General features: G+C 70.8%; 18 protein-coding genes. 8 read left to right on the forward strand and 10 right to left on the reverse strand.

Going from position 1 to position 19423, the window contains the following annotated elements; genetic code table 11:
- Positions 1-2: 2 nt before the first annotated feature.
- The 3 genes from ABZ911_RS16220 to ABZ911_RS16230 all read right to left on the reverse strand — a co-directional run bounded on the left by ABZ911_RS16220 (position 3) and on the right by ABZ911_RS16230 (position 2232).
- Positions 3-812 (reverse strand): N-acetylmuramoyl-L-alanine amidase, encoded by an 810-nt coding sequence (locus ABZ911_RS16220; RefSeq protein WP_358055797.1) that lies wholly within the window; start codon positions 810-812, stop codon positions 3-5.
- Between the two features lie 28 nt (positions 813-840).
- Complete coding sequence (locus ABZ911_RS16225; RefSeq protein ID WP_358055799.1) at positions 841-1089, reverse strand: hypothetical protein; 249 nt, start codon at positions 1087-1089, stop codon at positions 841-843.
- A 93-nt stretch (positions 1090-1182) separates the two neighbouring features.
- On the reverse strand, positions 1183-2232 hold the full coding sequence (locus ABZ911_RS16230) for a LacI family DNA-binding transcriptional regulator (protein WP_358055801.1): 1050 nt from the start codon (positions 2230-2232) through the stop codon (positions 1183-1185).
- A 123-nt stretch (positions 2233-2355) separates the two neighbouring features.
- Here ABZ911_RS16230 and ABZ911_RS16235 point away from each other — a divergent pair, with 123 nt between their 5' ends.
- Positions 2356-3015 carry a TetR/AcrR family transcriptional regulator gene (locus tag ABZ911_RS16235; protein ID WP_358055803.1) on the forward strand — a complete coding sequence of 220 codons (660 nt, stop codon included), beginning with the start codon at positions 2356-2358 and terminating at the stop codon, positions 3013-3015.
- 148 nt (positions 3016-3163) lie between these two features.
- Here the strand turns inward: ABZ911_RS16235 and bldC are convergent, their stop codons facing one another.
- Positions 3164-3367: a developmental transcriptional regulator BldC gene (gene bldC, locus ABZ911_RS16240; RefSeq protein ID WP_013133571.1), complete on the reverse strand. Its 204-nt coding sequence runs from the start codon at positions 3365-3367 to the stop codon at positions 3164-3166.
- Between the two features lie 322 nt (positions 3368-3689).
- A complete protein-coding gene (locus tag ABZ911_RS16245; protein ID WP_358055805.1) occupies positions 3690-4553 on the reverse strand; it encodes a hypothetical protein in 864 nt (287 codons plus the stop codon).
- Between the two features lie 106 nt (positions 4554-4659).
- Between ABZ911_RS16245 and ABZ911_RS16250 the strand changes: the two genes are divergently transcribed.
- Together ABZ911_RS16250 and ABZ911_RS16255 are read left to right on the forward strand one after the other, a co-directional pair.
- Entirely contained in the window at positions 4660-5757 is a 1098-nt protein-coding gene (locus tag ABZ911_RS16250; protein WP_358055807.1) for a Glu/Leu/Phe/Val dehydrogenase dimerization domain-containing protein, read from the forward strand.
- A 151-nt stretch (positions 5758-5908) separates the two neighbouring features.
- Entirely contained in the window at positions 5909-6145 is a 237-nt protein-coding gene (locus tag ABZ911_RS16255; RefSeq protein WP_358055809.1) for a DUF3073 domain-containing protein, read from the forward strand.
- 100 nt (positions 6146-6245) lie between these two features.
- Here ABZ911_RS16255 and purM read toward each other — a convergent pair whose 3' ends face one another.
- Positions 6246-7274, reverse strand: coding sequence for a phosphoribosylformylglycinamidine cyclo-ligase (purM, locus tag ABZ911_RS16260; protein ID WP_358055811.1), 1029 nt, complete (start codon positions 7272-7274; stop codon positions 6246-6248).
- Positions 7271-8707 (reverse strand): amidophosphoribosyltransferase, encoded by a 1437-nt coding sequence (purF, locus tag ABZ911_RS16265; protein ID WP_358055813.1) that lies wholly within the window; start codon positions 8705-8707, stop codon positions 7271-7273. Before purF ends, purM begins: the two co-directional genes overlap by 4 nt.
- 455 nt (positions 8708-9162) lie before the next feature.
- Between purF and ABZ911_RS16270 the strand changes: the two genes are divergently transcribed.
- Positions 9163-10302: a hypothetical protein gene (locus ABZ911_RS16270; RefSeq protein WP_358055815.1), complete on the forward strand. Its 1140-nt coding sequence runs from the start codon at positions 9163-9165 to the stop codon at positions 10300-10302.
- On the opposite strand, the gene ABZ911_RS16275 is transcribed toward ABZ911_RS16270, so the two are convergent.
- Positions 10299-10766, reverse strand: coding sequence for a sterol carrier family protein (locus ABZ911_RS16275; RefSeq protein WP_358055817.1), 468 nt, complete (start codon positions 10764-10766; stop codon positions 10299-10301). The genes ABZ911_RS16270 and ABZ911_RS16275 overlap by 4 nt on opposite strands.
- Before the next feature lie 85 nt (positions 10767-10851).
- Between ABZ911_RS16275 and ABZ911_RS16280 the strand changes: the two genes are divergently transcribed.
- Together ABZ911_RS16280 and ABZ911_RS16285 are read left to right on the forward strand one after the other, a co-directional pair.
- Positions 10852-12903, forward strand: coding sequence for a PhoX family phosphatase (locus tag ABZ911_RS16280; RefSeq protein ID WP_358055819.1), 2052 nt, complete (start codon positions 10852-10854; stop codon positions 12901-12903).
- 66 nt (positions 12904-12969) lie between these two features.
- On the forward strand, positions 12970-14865 hold the full coding sequence (locus ABZ911_RS16285) for an ABC transporter ATP-binding protein (protein WP_358055910.1): 1896 nt from the start codon (positions 12970-12972) through the stop codon (positions 14863-14865).
- On the opposite strand, the gene ABZ911_RS16290 is transcribed toward ABZ911_RS16285, so the two are convergent.
- The gene (locus tag ABZ911_RS16290) at positions 14823-16247 is read right to left on the reverse strand and encodes an MFS transporter (protein WP_358055821.1); all 1425 of its coding nucleotides are present in this window, start codon (positions 16245-16247) and stop codon (positions 14823-14825) included. The genes ABZ911_RS16285 and ABZ911_RS16290 overlap by 43 nt on opposite strands.
- A 73-nt stretch (positions 16248-16320) precedes the next feature.
- Between ABZ911_RS16290 and ABZ911_RS16295 the strand changes: the two genes are divergently transcribed.
- Together ABZ911_RS16295 and ABZ911_RS16300 are read left to right on the forward strand one after the other, a co-directional pair.
- Positions 16321-16983 (forward strand): TetR family transcriptional regulator, encoded by a 663-nt coding sequence (locus ABZ911_RS16295; RefSeq protein ID WP_358055912.1) that lies wholly within the window; start codon positions 16321-16323, stop codon positions 16981-16983.
- Positions 16984-17030: 47 nt separating this feature from the next.
- Positions 17031-17957: a DUF5996 family protein gene (locus ABZ911_RS16300; protein WP_358055823.1), complete on the forward strand. Its 927-nt coding sequence runs from the start codon at positions 17031-17033 to the stop codon at positions 17955-17957.
- Here ABZ911_RS16300 and ABZ911_RS16305 read toward each other — a convergent pair.
- On the reverse strand, positions 17935-19416 hold the full coding sequence (locus tag ABZ911_RS16305) for an MFS transporter (protein WP_358055825.1): 1482 nt from the start codon (positions 19414-19416) through the stop codon (positions 17935-17937). The genes ABZ911_RS16300 and ABZ911_RS16305 overlap by 23 nt on opposite strands.
- Positions 19417-19423: the final 7 nt, after the last annotated feature.

A 19423-nucleotide genomic window follows, 5' to 3' on the forward strand; every position in this document is an offset into this window, starting at 1 on the left:
TGTCATTTGAGGTAGATCTGAAGCCCGTCAGCCAGTCCGAGCGCGATCTTCTGACGGAAGGCCGGGGTCTTGAACCTGGCCGCGTCGCCGGCGTGGCGCATGTTGCCGCACTCGATGAAGACCTTCGGCACCGTCGACAGGTTGAGCCCGCCGAGATCGTTGCGGAAGTCGAGCGCCTTGACGCCGATGTAGGTGGAGTACGGCAGGCCGGTGACCTTGGCCAGGGAGTCGCGCACGTCCACCCCCAGCTCGCGGGACTCGGGCACCACGGGGTCGACCGGCCCGTTGATCTTCTTGGGCATGATCACGTGGAAGCCGTGGTTGGCGGGCGCCGACCCGTCGGCGTGCACCGAGATCGCGGCGTCGGCCTTGGCCTTGTTGCCGATCGCGGCCCGCTCGGTGATGCACGGTCCCACGCTGTTGTTGTCGGAGCGGGTGAGCACGACTGTGGCGCCGCGCTGCTTCAGGATCTTGGTCAGCCGCTGGGAGACGTCCCAGGTGAAGGCCGCCTCGCTGTAGCCGTCGTTGGTCGAGGTGCCGGTCGTGTCGCAGGCCTTCCACTGGGTCAGCACGTTGACCTTGCGGTTGATGGCCTTCGGGTTCTTGGCGTTGCCGCCGTTGTGGCCGGGGTCGATGACCACGACCTTGCCCTTGAGCGGCTGCGACGACACCACGGCGGCCTGGGCCCCCGCGACGGGCGCGGGGGCGGGAGCGGCGGGCCGGTTCGCGGACGCCTGTCCGCCGGCCGTGCCGCCACACGCGGTGGCGGCCAGGCCGCAGAGGGCGAGAACGGTGACAGGTAGTGCACGCATGGCTTCCAACTTACGCGAGCACGCAAAATCACCAGACGTGTTCGCCGACTTCCTGCCGCTGCAGCAGGGCGGCGAGCTCCCGCGCGTCCTCCGCGTCGAGACCGAGCACGACGCGGGGACGCCCCCAGGGATGGTCGAGGGAGTGGGCCACATAGCTGGCGACCGACTCGGGCCCGACCTCGCAGTCCTTGCCGCGCCCGGCCCGCCAGTGCGCCCAGGCCCGTTCGAGCTCGGCGGCGGCGCGCTGGGCGCAGGACACCAGTTCAGGATCACGCATGACTGTTCCCCCTGGATCAGACGTCATGACCCTGATGAGTAGACAACTCCGGCGTGGGATCGCCACGCCGGTTGACCCAGGCTTGGACAGGATTTAGACAGGGCCGGTGCTTCGCCGTACGACCAGTTCCGGGGTGACCTGGCGGAGGCGGGCAACCTTTCCCGGATCGCCGATCCGGTCGCTGAGCAGGGCCGCCGCCGACCGGCCCATGGTGCGGCGCGGCTGGTCGACGGAGGTGAGCGAGATGTGGTGGACGGCCGACAGGTGCGTGTTGTCGTAGCCCACCACGGACAGGTCCTCGGGCACCCGCAGGCCGAGTTCGCTGGCCGCCGACAGCACGCCGAGGGCGACCATGTCGTTGGCCGCGAAGATCGCCGTTGGCCGGGGCTCGCGGGTGAGCAGGGCGCGTGCGGTCAGCCGCCCGCCCTCCTCGGTGCAGTCGCCGTGCTCGACCATGATGTACGGCGCCAGCGCGTGCCTGCGCATGGCCACCAGGTACCCCTCGCAGCGGAAGCGTCCGGCCGAGGACCTGGCGCCCTCGATGTGCGCGATCCGCTTGTGCCCGAGGCCGACCAGGTGGTCGATGGCCAGGCGGGCGCCGAGTTGGTCGTCGTCGACCACGATGTCGACGCCGTCGAGCGCGTTGTCACGTTCCCCCACCACGACGGTGGGCGTGTAGGAGGTGGCCTCGATGAGGGTCTCGCTGGTCGGCGCTATGCCTAACAGCACGAGCCCGTCGACCCTGAGTTCCAGGAAGGCCTCCACGGCCTCGTCCTCGAAGGCCGGGTCCCACTGGCTGTTGCCGATCAGCATGCGCAGCCCGTCGCCGTGCAGGCTCTCCTGCAGTCCGTCGAGGAACTCCGCGTAGAACGGGTTGTGCAGGTCGGCGACGAGCGCCCCGACCAGGTGAGTACGGCCCTCGACGAGGCTGCGGGCCACGGCGTTCGGGCGGTAGCCGAGCTCGCGCGCCGCGGCCAGGACGGCCTGGCGGCGATGTTCGCTCACGTGCGGCGACCCGCGCAGCACGAGAGAGACCAACGACTTCGAGACGCCTGCGCGTTCGGCGACGTTGCGGATGGTGGGTCTTGGGCGAGGCAGGGTGTCTACCTCGGCGATGGTCGTGTTGACGGGCGGTCCTGACATGTGTCTCCCCCGCGATGCGTGGATGGGCACCTGTCCCGTCAAACGATCGAGGACGCCGCAGGGTACGGCCTCAGGTTAGGGAAGCCTGATGTCGGCATGATCGTTACCCGATAGTGTGCGGAGGTGGCACCCGGGAAACCCGCCGAGACCTCGGAGAACGCGCGTCCCGCCAGGCGCAGGCTCAGCGTGGACCGCCGCCGCGGGGAACTCGTGGCGGCCGCCCTGAAACTGTTCGGCGGGCGGGACGCCGAGGATGTCTCCATCGACGACGTCGCCTCGGCGGCCGGCGCCTCGCGGGCGCTGGTCTACCACTACTTCGGCGGCAAGCAGGAGCTCTACCTCGCCGCGCTGCGCGGCGCGGCCGTCGAGCTGGAGTCGCGGCTGTGCCGGGACGAGGGCGGCCGTCCGCTGGACGAACTGGCCGCGGCGCTGCGCCGCTACTTCGACTTCGTCGAGGAGGACACGGCCGGTTTCGCCGCGCTGCTGCGCGGCGGGCCCGCGCGCCGGGCGGGCGAGGCGGGCGAGATCGTCGACGGGGTACGCCGACGGCTGTTCCTGCTCATCCAGCGGCAGTTGCGGGTGGACGAGCCGAGCCCGGTGCTGCGCCTGACGCTCAGGACGTGGATCGCCTCGGTGGAGGCCGCCGGCCTCGACTGGCTGGAGCACCGCGACCTCGACCGGGCGGCGCTGGAACGGATGCTCGTCGATCAGATGGTGGCCCTGTGCAGGGCGGCCGCGGCCTATGACGAGGACGTCGAGCGGCTCTTGGCCGAGCTGGTCTGAGACGGGTGGGAAGGATGGCGCCGGGCGGGCGGCGCCAACTCCCGTATGCGTCCCCCGACGCGCGGGGCGACTAGACGTCGTCACGCTGGTGGACCGGGCAGAACCAGGTCCACCGTGAAACCCCCCTAGGTCCGTGACGACCTCGCTGTTACTCCGAACGCTGCTGCGGAATACCCGCCAGCAGGGCACGGACCTCGGTCTCCCGGTAGCGCCGGTGACCGCCGAGGGTGCGAATCGACGTCAACTTGCCCGCCTTGGCCCACCGCGTAACGGTCTTGGGGTCGACGCGGAACATGGTGGCGACCTCAGCGGGCGTGAGCAGTGGCTCGGCCTCGGGTGTACGAGCTGACATGTGTGCGGCCTCTCCTCCGTGTGGACCGGCTCAGCGATCCTGCGACTGCTTGTGCGCGTGTCACGGATGTCCCCGTATGGCCCAGTGCGTGCGGCTTTTCTGGACCATATGCGGCATCACCCGAAGTGACCATACCGCCACGCTGAGCGATTGGCGAGCCCTTCTTTGGGCCGGCCGCCTGCCCGCGCGGCGATGTCACGCTCGGTGATTCTAGCGACACGTTTCGTGGTATCGCAGTGAAAACGGCAAACTACTCAGTTCGCAGAAGGCAGCAGGCGTCGCACGTGACCTACTCATGCAGGTCACACGGTTGTTTTGGGGCTCAGTTGGCAGATTCCAGAAGTTGCATTGACTTCCACCGCAGGATCACCCGCTGGTACATGGCGTAGGCAAGTTCTTCTTGACCTGTGTCCAGGCCCGTGAGGGCCGCCGAGAGCTCCGCCACCGACTGGTCGGCCTGCAGCGCGTCGTCGTTCATCAGGTGCACCAGCCCGCCGTAGTCGAGTTCCACCAGCGAGTGCGGGTGGAACTCTTCCAGCCAGCGGGCCACCTCCTCCACCTCCACGCCGGTCGCGACCTCGCCGACGTGCTTGCGGATCACCTGCAGGGCCCTCGCCGAGCGGCGCCTGGCCTGCGACATCGAGGTGACGTAGATGAGGTTGCGCCCTGTGGCGGTGGTGACGTCCTGCCCCTTGACCGGTTTGCCCAGCACCAGCCACCGCTCGTTGCCGTCGAAGGGCACGAACCACGACGACGGGATGTTCCACGTCGCCGTCCGGATGTGGGTGCGCAGCGAGGCGGAGTCGCCACCCCGTTTGTACCTGTCGAAGTCGTCGGCCGTCTGCTCGGCGATCGCCTGCGGGACGAATCGGTCCATCACTCTCGCGGGAGTGCTGCCACGGAAGCGCGAGAACGCCAGCCACGAGCGCAACCGGCTCTGCCAGGGACAGACGAACAGCCTGTCCTCCACGCGCCTCAGATAGGCGTTGGGGCTCTCCTGGGCGGGGGCGGGCTGCGGCGGCACACCGATCAGGCGCCGGACGGACTCACCGTGCTCGGCTTCGAGCGCGCCGGCCCTCCTGGGGCGGTCGCGGGATTCGGCGTAGGCGGCCCAGACCTTACGGTCGGCCTCGGGGAAGGCGGACAGCGGTTCGTAGACGCGGAGGTAGGCGGCGTAGGGCAGCACGGTGGCATCGTGTCATGAAGACAACCTGCTTGCACCGGTGTGGCCACTACCCTGAGAGGTGATCTCCGCCGCGAAGGTGCGGTGGACCGGACAGGGAGTCACTACAGTGACCGACGTCTTCGGGCTGTCCCACAAGGACGCCAGCCAGAGTCAAGCCGCGCATGAGCAGGTGGTCTTCTGCTCAGACGAGCGCAGCGGCCTGCGCGCGATCATCGCGATCCACAACACCGCGCTCGGCCCCGCGCTCGGGGGCACCAGGTTCTATCCGTACGCCAGCGAGCAGGCGGCACTCGCCGACGTGCTGGCCCTCTCCAAAGGCATGGCCTACAAGAACGCGCTCGCCGGGCTCGACCTCGGCGGCGGCAAGGCCGTCATCATCGGCGATCCCGCCACCGACAAGAACGAGGCGATGCTGCGCGCCTACGGCCGCTTCGTCCAGTCCCTGGGCGGACGCTACTTCACCGCCTGCGACGTGGGCACCTACAGCGAGGACATGGACATCGTGGCGCGCGAGTGCGCCTACGTGACCGGCCGCACCGTCGCCCACGGCGGCGCGGGCGACTCCTCGATCCTCACCGCCTTCGGCGTCTTCCAGGGCATGCGCGCCTCGGCCGAGCACGTGTACGGCACGCCGTCGCTGCACGGCAAGCGCGTCGGCGTCGAGGGCGTCGGCAAGGTCGGCCACCGCCTGGTCGAGCACCTGCTCGAGGACGGCGCGGAGGTGGTGATCTGCGACGTCAGCGAACAGGCGGTCGAACGGGTCAGGACGCGCCACCCCGAGGTCGCGGTCGTGGCCGACGCCGAGGCGCTCACCTCGGCCGACATCGACGTCTACGCCCCCTGCGCGCTCGGCGCCGCGCTCACCGACGACACCGTGGCCCGCCTGCGGGCGAAGATCGTCTGTGGCGGGGCCAACAACCAGCTCGCGCACGCGGGCGTGGAGAAGCAGCTCGCCGACCGCGGGATCCTCTACGCGCCCGACTACGTGGTCAACTCCGGCGGCGTCATCCAGGTCGCCGACGAGATCGAAGGGTTCAGCATGGATCGGGCCAGGGCCAAGGCGACACAGATCTATGACACGACTCTGAAGATTTTCCGCATCGCCACTGAGGAGGGCGTCCCGCCGGCCGTCGCAGCAGATAGGCTGGCCGAGCGCAGAATGTCGGAAGTCGGGCGAGTAAGGGCCATTTGGCTGGGGCGCTGACCCCCCACGCCCATACGACGTACCGAGCTGAGCGCAAAACAGGTACGGTTATAGGCGAACAAGAGGCTGACGCCCGAAGTCAGGTGGCGTCAGTGAGTGGTGCGTTAGCGACGAGGGGTCGGGGACGACCCCACACGAGGGGGTCGAGCCAATGGGGCGCGGCCGAGCAAAGGCCAAGCAGGTCAAGGTTGCTCGCCAGCTGAAGTACAACAGCGGTGGCACGGATCTTGAGCGTCTGCGCGACGAGCTCGGAGTCAGAGAAGACGACTCCAACCACAAGGACGACGCCGACGACCTCAACGACGAGCTGGCGGATCGCTATGCCGATTACGCCGATGACTACGGCAGCAAGGACGACGGCGACGACCGATCGTCCGGCCGCCGATAGGCGACTTGGATGACCGCATCCGGTGTGGCCACCACACCGGATGCGCGTCCGCCGAACGACTGAGCCCCACGGATCACCGTCCGTGGGGCCCTTCGTCGTTTCACGACCGGTAGCGCGCCTGACCGCTTCCCTGGACGACCTCGCCCAGCACCCACGCGGGCAGCCCGCGCCCGGCGAGCACCCGGAGCGCCTGGTCGGCCGAGTCGGCGGCGACGATCGCGACCATGCCGACGCCCAGGTTGAACGTCTTGTCCATGTCCTTGACCGCGATGCCGCCGTGACCGGCGAGCACCTGGAAGATCGCGGGCGGGGTCCACGACGAGCGGTCGAGCAGCGCGTCGAGGCCGGCGGGCAGCGAGCGGGACAGGTTGCCCTCCAGGCCGCCGCCGGTGACGTGCGCGAAGGCGTGCACCTCGGCTGAGCGGGTCAGCTCCAGGCAGTCGAGGGAGTAGATGCGCGTCGGCTCCAGCAGTTCCTCGCCCAGCGGGCGGCCCAGCTCGGGCAGCTCGTCGTCGAGGGAAAGGCCCGCCGTCTTCAGCACGTGGCGGACCAGGGAGTAGCCGTTGGAGTGCACGCCCGAGGAGGCCAGCCCGAGCACCACGTCGCCCTCGCGGACGCGGTCGGCGCCGAGCATGTCGGCCGCCTCGACGACCCCGGTGCCCGCGCCCGCCAGGTCGTACTCGTCGGCGTCCATCGCCCCCGGGTGCTCGGCCGTCTCGCCGCCCACCAGCGCGGCGCCGGCCAGCCGGCAGCCCTCGGCCACGCCGCCGACGATCTCGGCGACGCGTTCGGGGACGACCTTGCCGCAGGCGATGTAGTCGGTCATGAACAGCGGCTCGGCCCCGCAGACCACCAGGTCGTCGAGGACCATGCCGACCAGGTCGATGCCGATGGTGTCGTGCTTGCCGTACCGCTGGGCGATCATGACCTTCGTGCCGACGCCGTCGGTCGAGGTGGCCAGGAGCGGGCGGTGGTACTTCAGCAGGGCCGAGGCGTCGAACAGGCCGGCGAAGCCGCTGGCGTCGTCGACCACCTCGGGCCTGCGGGAGCGGGCGACCTTCGCCTTCATCAGCTCGACGGCGCGCTCGCCCGCCGCGATGTCGACTCCGGCCGCCTCGTAACTACTCACGCCTTGCTCTCCAAAACGAACTTGCCGACGTTGTCCTGGTCGATCGGGATGGGGTACGAGCCGTCGAAGCAGGCCCTGCACAGGCGCTCGGCCGGGATCGTGGTGGCCTTGGTCAGGCCCTCGAGGGAGATGTAGCCGAGCGAGTCGGCGCCCAGCGAGGCCCTGATCTCCTCCACCGTCAGCGAGCTGGCGATCAGCTCGGCGCGGGTGGCGAAGTCGATGCCGTAGAAGCACGGCCACTGCACGGGCGGCGAGGAGATGCGCACGTGCACTTCCTTGGCGCCGGCCTCGCGGAGCATCTTGACGATCGCCCGCTGGGTGTTGCCGCGCACGATCGAGTCGTCCACGACGACCAGGCGCTTGCCCGCCACGACCTCGCGCAGCGGGTTGAGCTTGAGCCTGATGCCGAGCTGCCTGATGGTCTGCGACGGCTGGATGAAGGTGCGGCCGACGTAGGAGTTCTTCACCAGGCCCTGGCCGTACGGGATGCCGCTCTCCTCGGCGTAACCGACGGCGGCGGGGGTACCCGACTCGGGGGTCGGGATGACCAGGTCGGCCTCGACCGGGTGCTCGCGGGCCAGCTCGCGGCCCACCTCGACCCTGGTGACCTGTACGCCGCGCCCCGCGATGGTGGTGTCGGGGCGGGCCAGGTAGACGTACTCGAACAGGCAGCCCTTGGGTTCGGCGAGCGCGAAGCGGCGGGATCGGACGCCGCGCTCGTCGATGGTGAGCAGCTCGCCGGGCTCGATCTCGCGGACGAACGTGGCGCCCACGATGTCGAGCGCCGCGGTCTCGCTGGCCACCACCCAGCCGCGCTCCAGGCGGCCGAGCACCAGCGGGCGGATGCCCTGCGGGTCGCGGGCCGCGTAGAGCGTCCGCTCGTTCATGAAGACGAGCGAGTAGGCGCCCTTGACCTGCGGCAGCAGTTCGGCCGCCGCGTCCTCGATGGACTGGTTGCGGTCCTGTGCGAGGAGCGTGGTGAGCACCTCGGTGTCGGTCGTGGCCCTGGTCGCCCCGGGAGCCAGGCGCTGGGCCAGCTCCGGGGTATTGATCAGGTTGCCGTTGTGGGCGAGCGCGAGCCCGCCGACCTCGGTGGAGCTCAGCGTGGGTTGCGCGTTCTCCCACACACTCGAGCCCGTGGTGGAGTAGCGGCAGTGGCCGATCGCCAGATGGCCGCGCAGGGTGCCCAGCACCGTCTCGTCGAAGACCTGGGAGACCAGTCCCATGTCCTTGTAGACGAGGATGCGGCTGCCCTCGCTGACCGCGATGCCCGCGGACTCCTGGCCGCGGTGCTGCAACGCGTACAGCCCGTAGTAGGTGAGTTTGGAGACTTCCTCGCCTGGCGCCCAGACTCCGAAGACACCACAGGCGTCCTGCGGTGCGCGGTCTTGGGGGTCCAGGTCATGGCCGAGCCGGCCGTCGCCCTTCAGCACATGCTTCAGTCTAGGTCGGGAACTTCCCTGCTTGCACACCCGGGCCTGTTTCGGGGGATATGACCGGATCGTCTGGCGGGGTGGAAGCCCTTGGGTGGACCGCTCCGCCGCCTGTCCATGGAGCACCGTGACCAAACGATCGGCACGGTTTTGCCGTGTCGGACCGTTTCGGTGACCTGTGCCGGGGGAGTGTGGGGTATCCGGTATGCCGACACGTCGGGGGAGACGTAGACGTGACCACACCTGGTGACCCGAACCAGCCTCGCCCGGGGCAGGACCCGGGAGAAGACCGTCCCACGCCATCCGAGCCCGATGACGAAGGCCGCCGTTCGGGGTCTTCGCGTGGTGCGGGTGGTCAGGAGGAGGCCGAGGGGGAGGAACCGACGCGCGCGCCGGAGCCGGAGGAGCCGATCGCTCCCGAACCACCGCGCGCCCCCGAGCCCCTGGAGCCCACTGTGCCGGAGCCGCCGCGCGGCCCCGAGCCGAGGGAGCCCCTCACGTCCGAACCGCCCGTGGTGCCCCCTCCGGGGCCGCCGGGCGGTCCCGAGCCCGGCAGGCCCGAGCCGCCGAGGCCGGAACCCGGTGAGCCCGACTGGCCCGAGCCGGTCACGCCTCCCCACCCCGACCTGCCGGCCTCGCCCGAGGTGCCCGGCCCGCTCTCGGGGTTCCCCGAGCCGGGCCTGCCCACTCACCCTGACGAGCCCACCGCTCCCGAGGTCCCCCAGCCGCAGGTGGGCGAGGACGCGACGCAGACCCAGGCGTTCCAGGTTCCCCGGTATGACCAGGAGGAGGACGCGACGCAGACCCAGGTCTTCCAGAGGCCGGGGGCGACTCCGTCCTACCCGGGCTGGGAGAGCAGCCCCGGCGAGACCACGGAGCCGTCGGCCCCGACCCCTTCCCGCTACGACCCGCCCACCCCGCCGCAGGGCGGCCAAGAGCCGCCGCCCTCTCGCGGGGCTTTCGGGGAGAGTCCGCCCCCTCCCCCCGGCGCTCCCGGCGCCTTCGGGCAGGAGCCGCCGCCGTCCCTTGGGGGCGAGAGCGCTTCGCCGTACGAGGGGGCGCCCAAGGAGTACGGCCAGTCGGCGACCTACGGGACGCAGGGCGGTCCGGGGACCTCGCCGTACGGCGGGCCCCGGGAGCCGGTGACGCCGGGGGTCTCGCCCTCCAGCCCGTACGGCGGCCCGCCGGGCGGCGGTTCGGGCCAGGAGCCCCCGCCCCCGTACGGCGGCGCCGTCTACGTCCCGCCGCCGGGCGCGGGTTCCGCCCCGAGGCAGGACTGGGAGCCGCGCAAACCGGGCGGCGGGCTGGCCACGGCCTCGATGGTGCTGGGCATCGCCAGCATCTTCCTGGTGTTCCTGTGCGGCACCGGCCTGGTGACCGCGATCGTCGGCATCGTCCTCGGCGTCGTCGCCCTGACCAGAGGCGTCAACAGGGGCCAGGCGATCACCGGCATCGTGACCAGCGTCGTCGCCCTGATCATCGTCGGCGTGCTGGCCACGATCTTCATGAACGTGATCTCGCAGTGCTCGAACCTGCCCCCGAGCCTCACCGAGGCCTGCATCGAGAGCAAGATCCCGTGGCTGAGCGGTAGCTAGACGGGCAGGTGACCGGACAGGTCGGCGCGGGCGCCGCTCGCTGAGACGGCGCCCTTCGTCATGGCCTCGTCCCAGCTCAGCCGCCCGACGGCCAGCTCGATCCAGGTGCGCGCATCGGTCTCGACGACGTTGGGCGGCGTGCCCCTGGTGTGCCGCGGCCCCTCGATCGCCTGCACCGCCGCGTACGGCGGCACGCGCACCTCCACGGTCCTGCCGGGCGCGGCGGTCACGAGCCGGTCCAGCAGGTGCCGTACGGCGAAGCGGGCCGCCTCCCGCTCGGGTGTGAGCCCCCGGTCGTAGGCGGCCAGCACGGCGGCCACGCAGGCGCCTGCCAGGGCCGAGGCGGGCCCGTCGAAGGGCGGTTGGTCCAGGGCGACGAGCTGGGCGTCGAGGGCGGACCTGAGCTTGTCGGGGTCGAGTCTGCGTGGCGGCACCCGCCCATTGTCTCCCCGGCAAGGGTTCATCGTGCGGGCGGTCGTCGTTCATCGGCGGTTTCGCCGGCGGCCGTAGCGTCCAGGCGGAACGAATGAGCACAATCTTGGAGGAACTGTGGCGAATCCCTCGCCTCGCCGCCTGCTGCCCCTGCTGTCCAGCCCGCACAAGGGCGGCCGGAGCGCGCTCACCTGCCGGTTCCGCTGCGGTGACGCCTGCGCCCACGAGGTGGTCAACACCAGCGGTAACGCCTACTTCGGCGACATCGCCGCCGAGGCCCTGTCCCGTCGCGGCGTGCTGCGGGCGGGTGCGCTGGGCGCCCTCGTGGCGGGCGTGGGGGTGGCGGGAGCCGTACCGGCCGCGGCGTCCGTGGAGGTGGAGGTGGCGCGCGGGCGGGACGGTCTGCGGTTCACGCCGGTGGCGCCGAACAAGGACGACCGGCTGACCGTGCCCGAGGGGTACGCCTCGTCGGTGGTCGTGCGCTGGGGGGACCCGGTGCTGCCGGACGCGCCCGCGTTCGACTTCGACAACCAGACGGCCGAGGCGCAGGGCAAGCAGTTCGGCTACAACTGCGACTTCGTGACGCTGTTCCCGATGGGGCGCGAGCGCGGGCTGCTGTGGGTGAACCACGAGTACACCGACGAGGCGCTGATGTTCCGCGGCTACACCGGCGGGGCGGCGGCCACCGAGGAGCAGATCAGGATCGCGCTGGCGGCGCACGGCGGCTCGGTCGTGGAGATCGAGCGGGTGCGCGACTCCGGCGAGTGGAAGCTGGTCACCCAGGGGCGGCGGCGCTACAACCGGCGGATCACCGCCCAGACGCCGATGCGGTTCACCGGCCCGGCCGCCGGGAGTGACCTGCTGAAGACGCAGGCGGACCCGGAGGGGCGGGCGCCGGTCGGCATGCTCAACAACTGCGCGGGCGGCACCACGCCGTGGGGTACGGTGCTGACCGCCGAGGAGAACTTCAACCAGTACTTCGTCAACGGCGACAAGGTCCCGGCGGAGCAGCGGCCGTACATCACCCGCTACTCCATCCCGAGCGGCGCGGCGTCGGGCAGCCGCCGGTTCGACCGGGTCGAGGAGCGGTTCGACCTGGCCAAGCACCCGCACGAGGTGAACAGGTTCGGGTGGATCGTGGAGATCGACCCGTTCGACCCGGACTCGACGCCGGTCAAGCGCACCGCGCTCGGCAGGTTCGCGCACGAGGCGGCCACGACGACGCTGGCCAGGGACGGCCGCCTGGTGGCGTACATGGGCGACGACTCGCGCTTCGAGTACGTCTACAAGTTCGTCTCCAAGAAGCGGTACCTCCCCGGCAACGACCGCCACAACCGCACCCTGCTGGACGAGGGCACGCTCTACGTCGCCCGGTTCAGCGGCGACAGCCCCAAGGCGGAGATCGACGGTTCCGGCAAGCTGCCCGCCGACGGCGCCTTCGACGGCTCGGGGGAGTGGATCCCGCTGGTCAGCGGCGACCGGTCGTACGTGGAGGGGATGAGCGCCGAGGAGGTGCTGGTCTACACCCGTATCGCCGCCGACAAGGCGGGCGCGACCAAGATGGACCGGCCGGAGGACGTCGAGCGCAACCCGGTCACCGGCGCGGTCTACGTGGCGCTGACCAACAACTCCAACCGCACCCCGGCGCAGGTGGACGAGGCCAACCCGCGCCCGGCCAACAAGCACGGGCACGTGCTGGAGATCGTGGAGCGGCGCGACGACGCGGCGGCCACCACGTTCGCCTGGTCGCTGCCGCTGGTCTGCGGCGACCCGAACGACGCGACGACGTACTTCGCCGGGTTCGACAAGTCGAAGGTCTCGCCGATCTCCTGCCCGGACAACGTCGCCTTCGACCGTGACGGCAACCTGTGGATCTCCACCGACGGCAACCAGCTCGGCGCCAACGACGGCCTGTTCGTGATGCCGGTGCGCGGGCGCGAGCGCGGTCACCTGCGGCAGTTCCTCACCGTGCCGCTCGGCGCGGAGACCTGCGGGCCGCTGGTCACCCAGGACCAGCGCAGCGTGTTCGTGGCGGTCCAGCACCCGGGCGAGCTCGACGGCGCGACGCCGGACAACCCGGGCAGCCGCTGGCCCGACGGCGGCGACTCCCAGCCCCGGCCGTCGGTGGCGGTGGCCTGGCACACCCGGGGCAAGAAGATCGGGGCTTGACTTCAACTTAACTTGAGCTTCTAGGGTCCCTCTCATGACGCCGAATGGGAGGGACCAGTCGTGAACATGGAAGTGACGGCGTGGAACCAGCTCTACAGCGCGATGAACGCCCAGCGGGACCGCAGGCCGTTCTCGATGGCCACGTTGCGCCGCATCGGCCGCTTCGCGCGGCCGCACCGGGCGAAGCTGGTGAGGTTCCTCCTGCTGAGCGTGGTGATGGCGGCGCTCGCCGTGGTCTCGCCCGTGCTGGCGGGACGGGTGGTGGACGCCATCGTCAAGGGCTCGGCGACGGACGTGGTGACGGGCCTCGCCGGGCTCATCGCGCTCATCGCGCTGGCCGAGGCGGGGCTCGGGCTGCTGACCAGGTACCTGTCGGCGAGCATCGGCGAGGGCCTGATCCTCGACCTGCGCGCGACGGTCTTCGACCACGTGCAGCGGATGCCGATCGCGTTCTTCACCAGGACCCGCACCGGCGCGCTGGTCAGCCGCCTGAACAACGACGTGATCGGCGCCCAGCGGGCCTTCACCGACACGCTGTCCGGCGTGGCGGGCAACGTGGTCACGCTGGTGCTCACGCTGGTGGTGATGATCGGCATCTCCTGGCAGATCACCCTGCTCGCGCTGGTGCTGCTGCCGGTGTTCGTGCTGCCCGCCCGCCGCATGGGGGCCAGGCTGGCCCGGCTCAGGCGGGAGGCCGCCGACCACAACGCGGCGATGGGCACCCAGATGACCGAGCGCTTCTCCGCGCCCGGCGCGACGCTGGTGAAGCTGTTCGGCCGTCCGGCCGACGAGTCGCGGGAGTTCGCGGCCAGGGCCAGGCGGGTGCGTGACATCGGGGTGCGCACCGCGATGGTGCAGTCGGTGTTCGTCACCGCGCTGACGCTGGTCTCGGCCCTGGCCCTCGCCGTGGTGTACGGCCTCGGCGGCTTCTACGCCCTGCGCGGCCAACTCGACGCCGGCTCGGTCGTGGCGCTCGCCCTGCTGCTGACCCGCCTGTACTCGCCGCTGACCGCGCTGGCCAACGCCAGGGTCGAGGTGATGAGCGCGCTGGTGAGCTTCGAGCGGGTCTTCGAGGTGCTCGACCTCGAACCGCTGATCAAGGAGAAGCCGGGCGCCCGCGAGGTGCCCGAGGGCCCGGTGACGGTCGAGTTCGACGGCGTCGGCTTCGGCTACCCCTCGGCCGACAAGGTCTCGCTCGCCTCCCTCGAAGAGGTCGCCGTCCTCGACTCGCGCGGCGGCGTCCAGGTGCTGCACGAGGTGTCCTTCACCGCCGAACCCGGCCAGATGGTCGCCCTCGTCGGCTCCTCGGGCGCGGGCAAGTCGACGATCGCCCAACTGCTGCCCCGGCTCTACGACACCGACACGGGCGCGATCCGGCTGAACGGCGTGGACGTGCGCGACCTGAGCGCCGACTCGATCCGCGACACGCTCGGCATGGTCACCCAGGACGGCCACCTCTTCCACGACTCCATCCGGGCGAACCTGCTGCTGGCCAGGCCGGAGGCGGCGGAGGAGGACCTGTGGGAGGCCCTGCGCAGGGCCAGGCTGGGCGACCTCATCGCCTCGCTGCCCGACGGGCTCGACACGGTGGTGGGCGAGCGCGGCTACCGGCTGTCCGGCGGCGAGCGCCAGCGCCTGACGATCGCCAGGCTGCTGCTGGCCCAGCCGCGCGTGGTGATCCTCGACGAGGCGACCGCGGCGCTGGACTCCACCTCGGAGGTGGCCGTGCAGGAGGCGCTCGGCGAGGCGCTGGAGGGCAGGACCGCCGTGGTGATCGCGCACCGGCTGTCCACCATCCGCGCCGCCGACCTCATCCTGGTCGTCGAAGCGGGCCGGGTGGTCGAGCGGGGCACGCACACCGCCCTGCTGGCGGCCGGCGGCCGCTACGCCGAGCTCTACCACACCCAGTTCGACGAGTCTCAGCTCACCGCCTCGGCCTTCTCGACCGGCTCGGTGGCCTGAGCGGTACGGCTGCCGCGCAACGCCCACAGGCTCACCGGTACCCCGATCAGAATGATCACCGCCGCGATCGTCAGGGTCTGCCGGTAGGCATCGAGGAAGGCGGCCTGTGGGATGAGGCCGTCGGCCAGGGCCGAGGACTGCAGGGAGCCGAGCACGGCGCCGAGGACGGTGATGCCGAGCAGGCCGAACACCTCGCGCGAAACGTTGAGCACGCTGGAGGCGACACCGGCGCGGGCGGGCGGCATGCTGCCCAGGATCATCGTGGTGAGCGGGACCAGCAGGCCGCCGCCGAGGCCGTAGACCAGGAACCAGGGCAGGACGTCCAGGTAGCCGCCGTCGGCGCCGACGGCGGCGATGCCGAGCACGGAGGCGGTCATCAGGCCGAGCCCGAGGGCGACGGTCCTGCCGTTGCCGAGCAGCCGGGCCACGCGCTGGGCCTGGATGGCGACGACGGCCATGAGCAGGGCCATCGGCACGAACGCGCCGCCCGCCTCGGTGGGCGAGAAGCCCAGCGCGTTCTGCAGCCACAGGGCGCTGAAGAAGTAGATGCCGAAGATGCCGAACGACCACAGGCCCATCGAGAGTGCGCCGCCGGTGAAGACCCGGTTGCCGAACAGCGACAGGTCGATCATCGGCTCGGCGGACCTGGTCTCGGCGAGCACGAAGGCGGCCGCGGCGGCGAGGGTGACGCCGAGCGCGGTCAGGATCTCCGGTGAGGTCCAGCCGGCGCCCTCGCCCTCGATGAGCGCGTAGGTCAGGGCGAACAGGGCGATCGCCGAGGTGGCCAGGCCGGGCAGGTCGAGGCTGTGCCGTACGGGTTGGGGGTCGCGGGGCAGGGTCCAGGATGCGAGGGCGAGCGCGCCGGCGCCGATGGGCACGTTGATCAGGTAGATCCAGCCCCAGTGCAGGTGCTCGCTGATGAATCCGCCGGTCACCGGGCCGAGGGCCATGGACAGCGCGCCCGTGGCCGTCCAGATGCCGACGGCGGTGCCGCGCTCGCGCGGGTCGGGGAAGACGGAGGAGAGCAGCGCCAGGGCGGTCGGGGTGAGAAAGGCGGCGCCGACGCCCTGGACGGCGCGGGCGGCGATGAGTGCGCCGCCGCTGGTGGCCAGGCCCGCGGCCAGCGAGGACAGGGTGAACACGGTGAGGCCGATCAGGAAGATCCGGCGCTTGCCGTACACGTCGGCGAGTCTGCCGCCGACCAGCATCAGCCCGGCGAACACCAGGATGTAGCCGCTCACGATCCATTCCAGGCCCGAGATGCCGAGCTCCAGCTCCTTCTGGATGGTGGGCAACGCCACGTTGACCACGTTGTTGTCCAGGTAGGTCATGAAGGTGCCGAGCGTCACCGCTCCCAGCGCCCACCATCTGCGGTCGTTCATCAGCAAGGTCTCCTCTACGGTGTACTTGTACGCCGTATAGTGGAACTTGTACGACGTATAGTTGTCAACCGTGATGGGAAAACTGACCGCGGACGCGATCGTCGAGCGGGCGCTGGAGATCGGTGACGCCGAAGGGCTCGACTCGGTCACGATCAGGCGGCTCGCCACCGACCTCGGCGTGACGCCCATGGCCTTGTACTGGCACTTCAAGAACAAGGAACAACTCCTCGCCGGCATGGCCGACCACCTGGTGGACGGGTTCGCCCCCCGGTCCGGCGACGGGCGGCCGTGGCAGGAGGAACTGCGCGAACTCGTCGAGGGGCTGATCAGGGTGCTACGCCGCCATCCGTGCGCCAAGGACGTGCTGGAGCAGACCGATCACACCGACGTGCCGAGTTTCCTGAAGGTCTGGAACGGGTCGCTCGGCCTGGCCCGCTCGGCCGGGTTCGGCCCCAAGGAGAGCTGCCTGATCTCGCGGTTCCTGCTGGAGGGGGCGATCTCGATCGCCGGGTCGTCGGGGCATGTCCACCGGCGCCTGCCGGACGACGAGGCCGCCGAACTGCGGCGGGTCAAACGCCTGCGGCTGCAGTCGCTGCCCGTCGGCGTCTACCCGTACCTGGTGGAGATGGCCGAGCCGATGGCCGAGGGGGGCGATGAGGAGTTCTACGACTCCTTCGGCGTCGACCTCCTGCTCGGCGGCATCGACACGCTGGCGGCCCGACATAGCGGAGAGTGAGTGTATTGCTACGATTCGAGGAGGGCTGTCCCATCTAGGAGGTCGTCGTGGAGTTGTTTCCGGCCATGCCGTACGAGGACTGGATCAAGACCAAGGAGACCTTCCACAGGTTCGCGCAGATCGTCGGCAAGGTGCGGCTCGCCGCGAGCGTCCGCCGCAACCACTGGTGGAACGTGCCCTACCACCTGACCGGCCGGGGACTGACCACGCGCCCGATGGGCGGGCTCGACGGCCTGCCGCTGTTCTGCATCGACTTCGACCTGGTCAGGCACCGGCTGGTGATCGACCGCCTCGACGGCAGGAGCGTGAGCTTCGGCCTGGTCGGGCAGTCGGTCGCCTCCTTCTACGCCGACCTCTTCACCGCGCTGGCCGACCTGGACATCTCCGTCGACATCCACGCGACGCCCTTCGACCTGGGCGACTCGACCCCGTTCGCCGAGGACCGCGCGCACGCCCACTACGATCCCGCGCTCATCACCCGGTACTGGCAGGTCCTGTCGCAGGTGGCGCAGGTGCTGGAGCGCTTCGCGGCCGACTTCTGCGGCAAGACCAGCCCGGTGCACCACTTCTGGCACACCTTCGACCTCGCCGTGACCCGCTTCACCGGCCGTGTCGCCGGCCCCTCACCCCAGGCCGACCCGGTGACCCGCGAGGCGTACAGCTGGGAGGTGATCAGCGCGGGCTTCTGGTTCGGCGACGAGGAACGCCCCTGGCCGGCCTTCTACTCCTACACCGCCCCGGAACCCGAAGGGCTGGACAAGGAGCCGCTGTGGCCGGACTGGGCCGCCTGGATCCCCTCCCGAGGCAGCCATCTGGCCGTTCTCCGCTACGACGACGCCCGCACCAGCGACGACCCGGTGATGACCGTCCTCGGCTTCCTCGAAAGCGCCTACCGCGCGGGCGCCCGCCGGACCTCCTGCGACGCCGAGGGCCTGGCCAGCCCCCGCGGCGTCACCGACCCGTTCCACGCCTGACCCGCGGCCCGGTTCTGGCCAGCGCGGCCAGCAGGGCGCCGGCCAGGGCCACCGCGAACAGCACCAGGTAGGTCCGCTGGAAGCCGTGCATGAGCTGGTCCACGGCGGCGGGGGACAGGCGGGAGAGCGTGGCGGAGTAGACCTCGTCCCGCAGGGCGGGGGAGACGGCGCTGGTGAGGACGCTGAGCGACAGGCCCACGCTCAGCACGATGCCCACATTCATGATCATCAGCCGGAAGCCGTTGACCAGGCCCAGGCTGCCCGCGGGCAGGGCGGACATCACCTGCGTGGTGTTGCCGGTCAGGAAAGTCCCGCTGCCGCACCCGGCCAGGAAGAGCCCCACCCCGACGACCCAGTACGGCGTGGCCGGCGACACCCCGGCCACCAGGACCCCCAGCCCGGCCACACTGAACAGGCTCCCCCCGATCGACAACGCGTACGGCGACACCCGCCGCCCCAGCCACCCCGCGAGCGGCGAGGCGAGCGCCATGCCCACCGGCACCGGCAGCACGCTCAGCCCGGCGGTGAACGCGTCCATCCCGCGCGCCGCCTGGAAGTACAGCGCCACCACCAGGATCAGCGCCGAGCGGGCCAGCGCGTTGCAGAAGGAGGCCAGGTTCGCGCACGCCAGCATCCGCCCGCCGAACAGCCGCAGGTCCAGCACCGGATGCGAGGCCCGCCGCTCCACCAGCACGATCACCGGCACCAGGACCGCGAACACGGCCGCGCCCGCGAGGACGACAGGGCTGCCCACCCCGCCCGACCCGGCCTCCGACAGCGCCAGCAGCGCGGCCGACAGCGCCGCGAACACCAGCGCGTTGCCCAGCGCGTCGATCGGCTCGCGCGGGCCGCGCGGCACCTTGCGCAGCGTGAACGCCCCCCACACCAGCGCGACCAGGCCGGCCGGCACGTTCACCCAGAAGATCCACTGCCAGCCCGCGGTCTCCGCGATGAGGCCGCCCAGCGTGGGCCCGGCGAGCTGGGCCACCGACAGCGTGCCGATGTAGACGCCCATGCCCTGGCTGAGCCGGTCGGGCGGGAAGGCGTCGGTGATGATGACGGTCCCGTTGGCCAGGATCATCGCCGCCCCGACGGCCTGCACGACCCGCATGGCGACCAGGAACCACACGTCCGGCGACAGCCCGGCCGCCAGCGAGCCCAGCGTGAACAGCGCGAACCCGGCCAGGTAGATCTCGCGGCGGCCGAGCAGGTCGGCGACCCGGCCGAAGAACACCAGGGTGGCGGTGTTGACCAGCAGGAACGACAGCAGGATCCAGCCCGACTCGAAGGGCGTGGCGGAGAAGTGGCGGACGACGACGGGCAGCGCCACGTTGAGCGTGCTGCCCGCGATGCCGATGAGGACGAGGCCGAGGCTGGTGACCGAGCAGACACGCCAGGCGTACCTGAGCCTGCTGACGTACTCGGGCGTGCCGGGAAGGTCATGGGGGACGGCGACCATGCCCCCC

This window comes from Nonomuraea sp. NPDC046570, from assembly GCF_040645915.1.
Taxonomy (GTDB): domain Bacteria; phylum Actinomycetota; class Actinomycetes; order Streptosporangiales; family Streptosporangiaceae; genus Nonomuraea.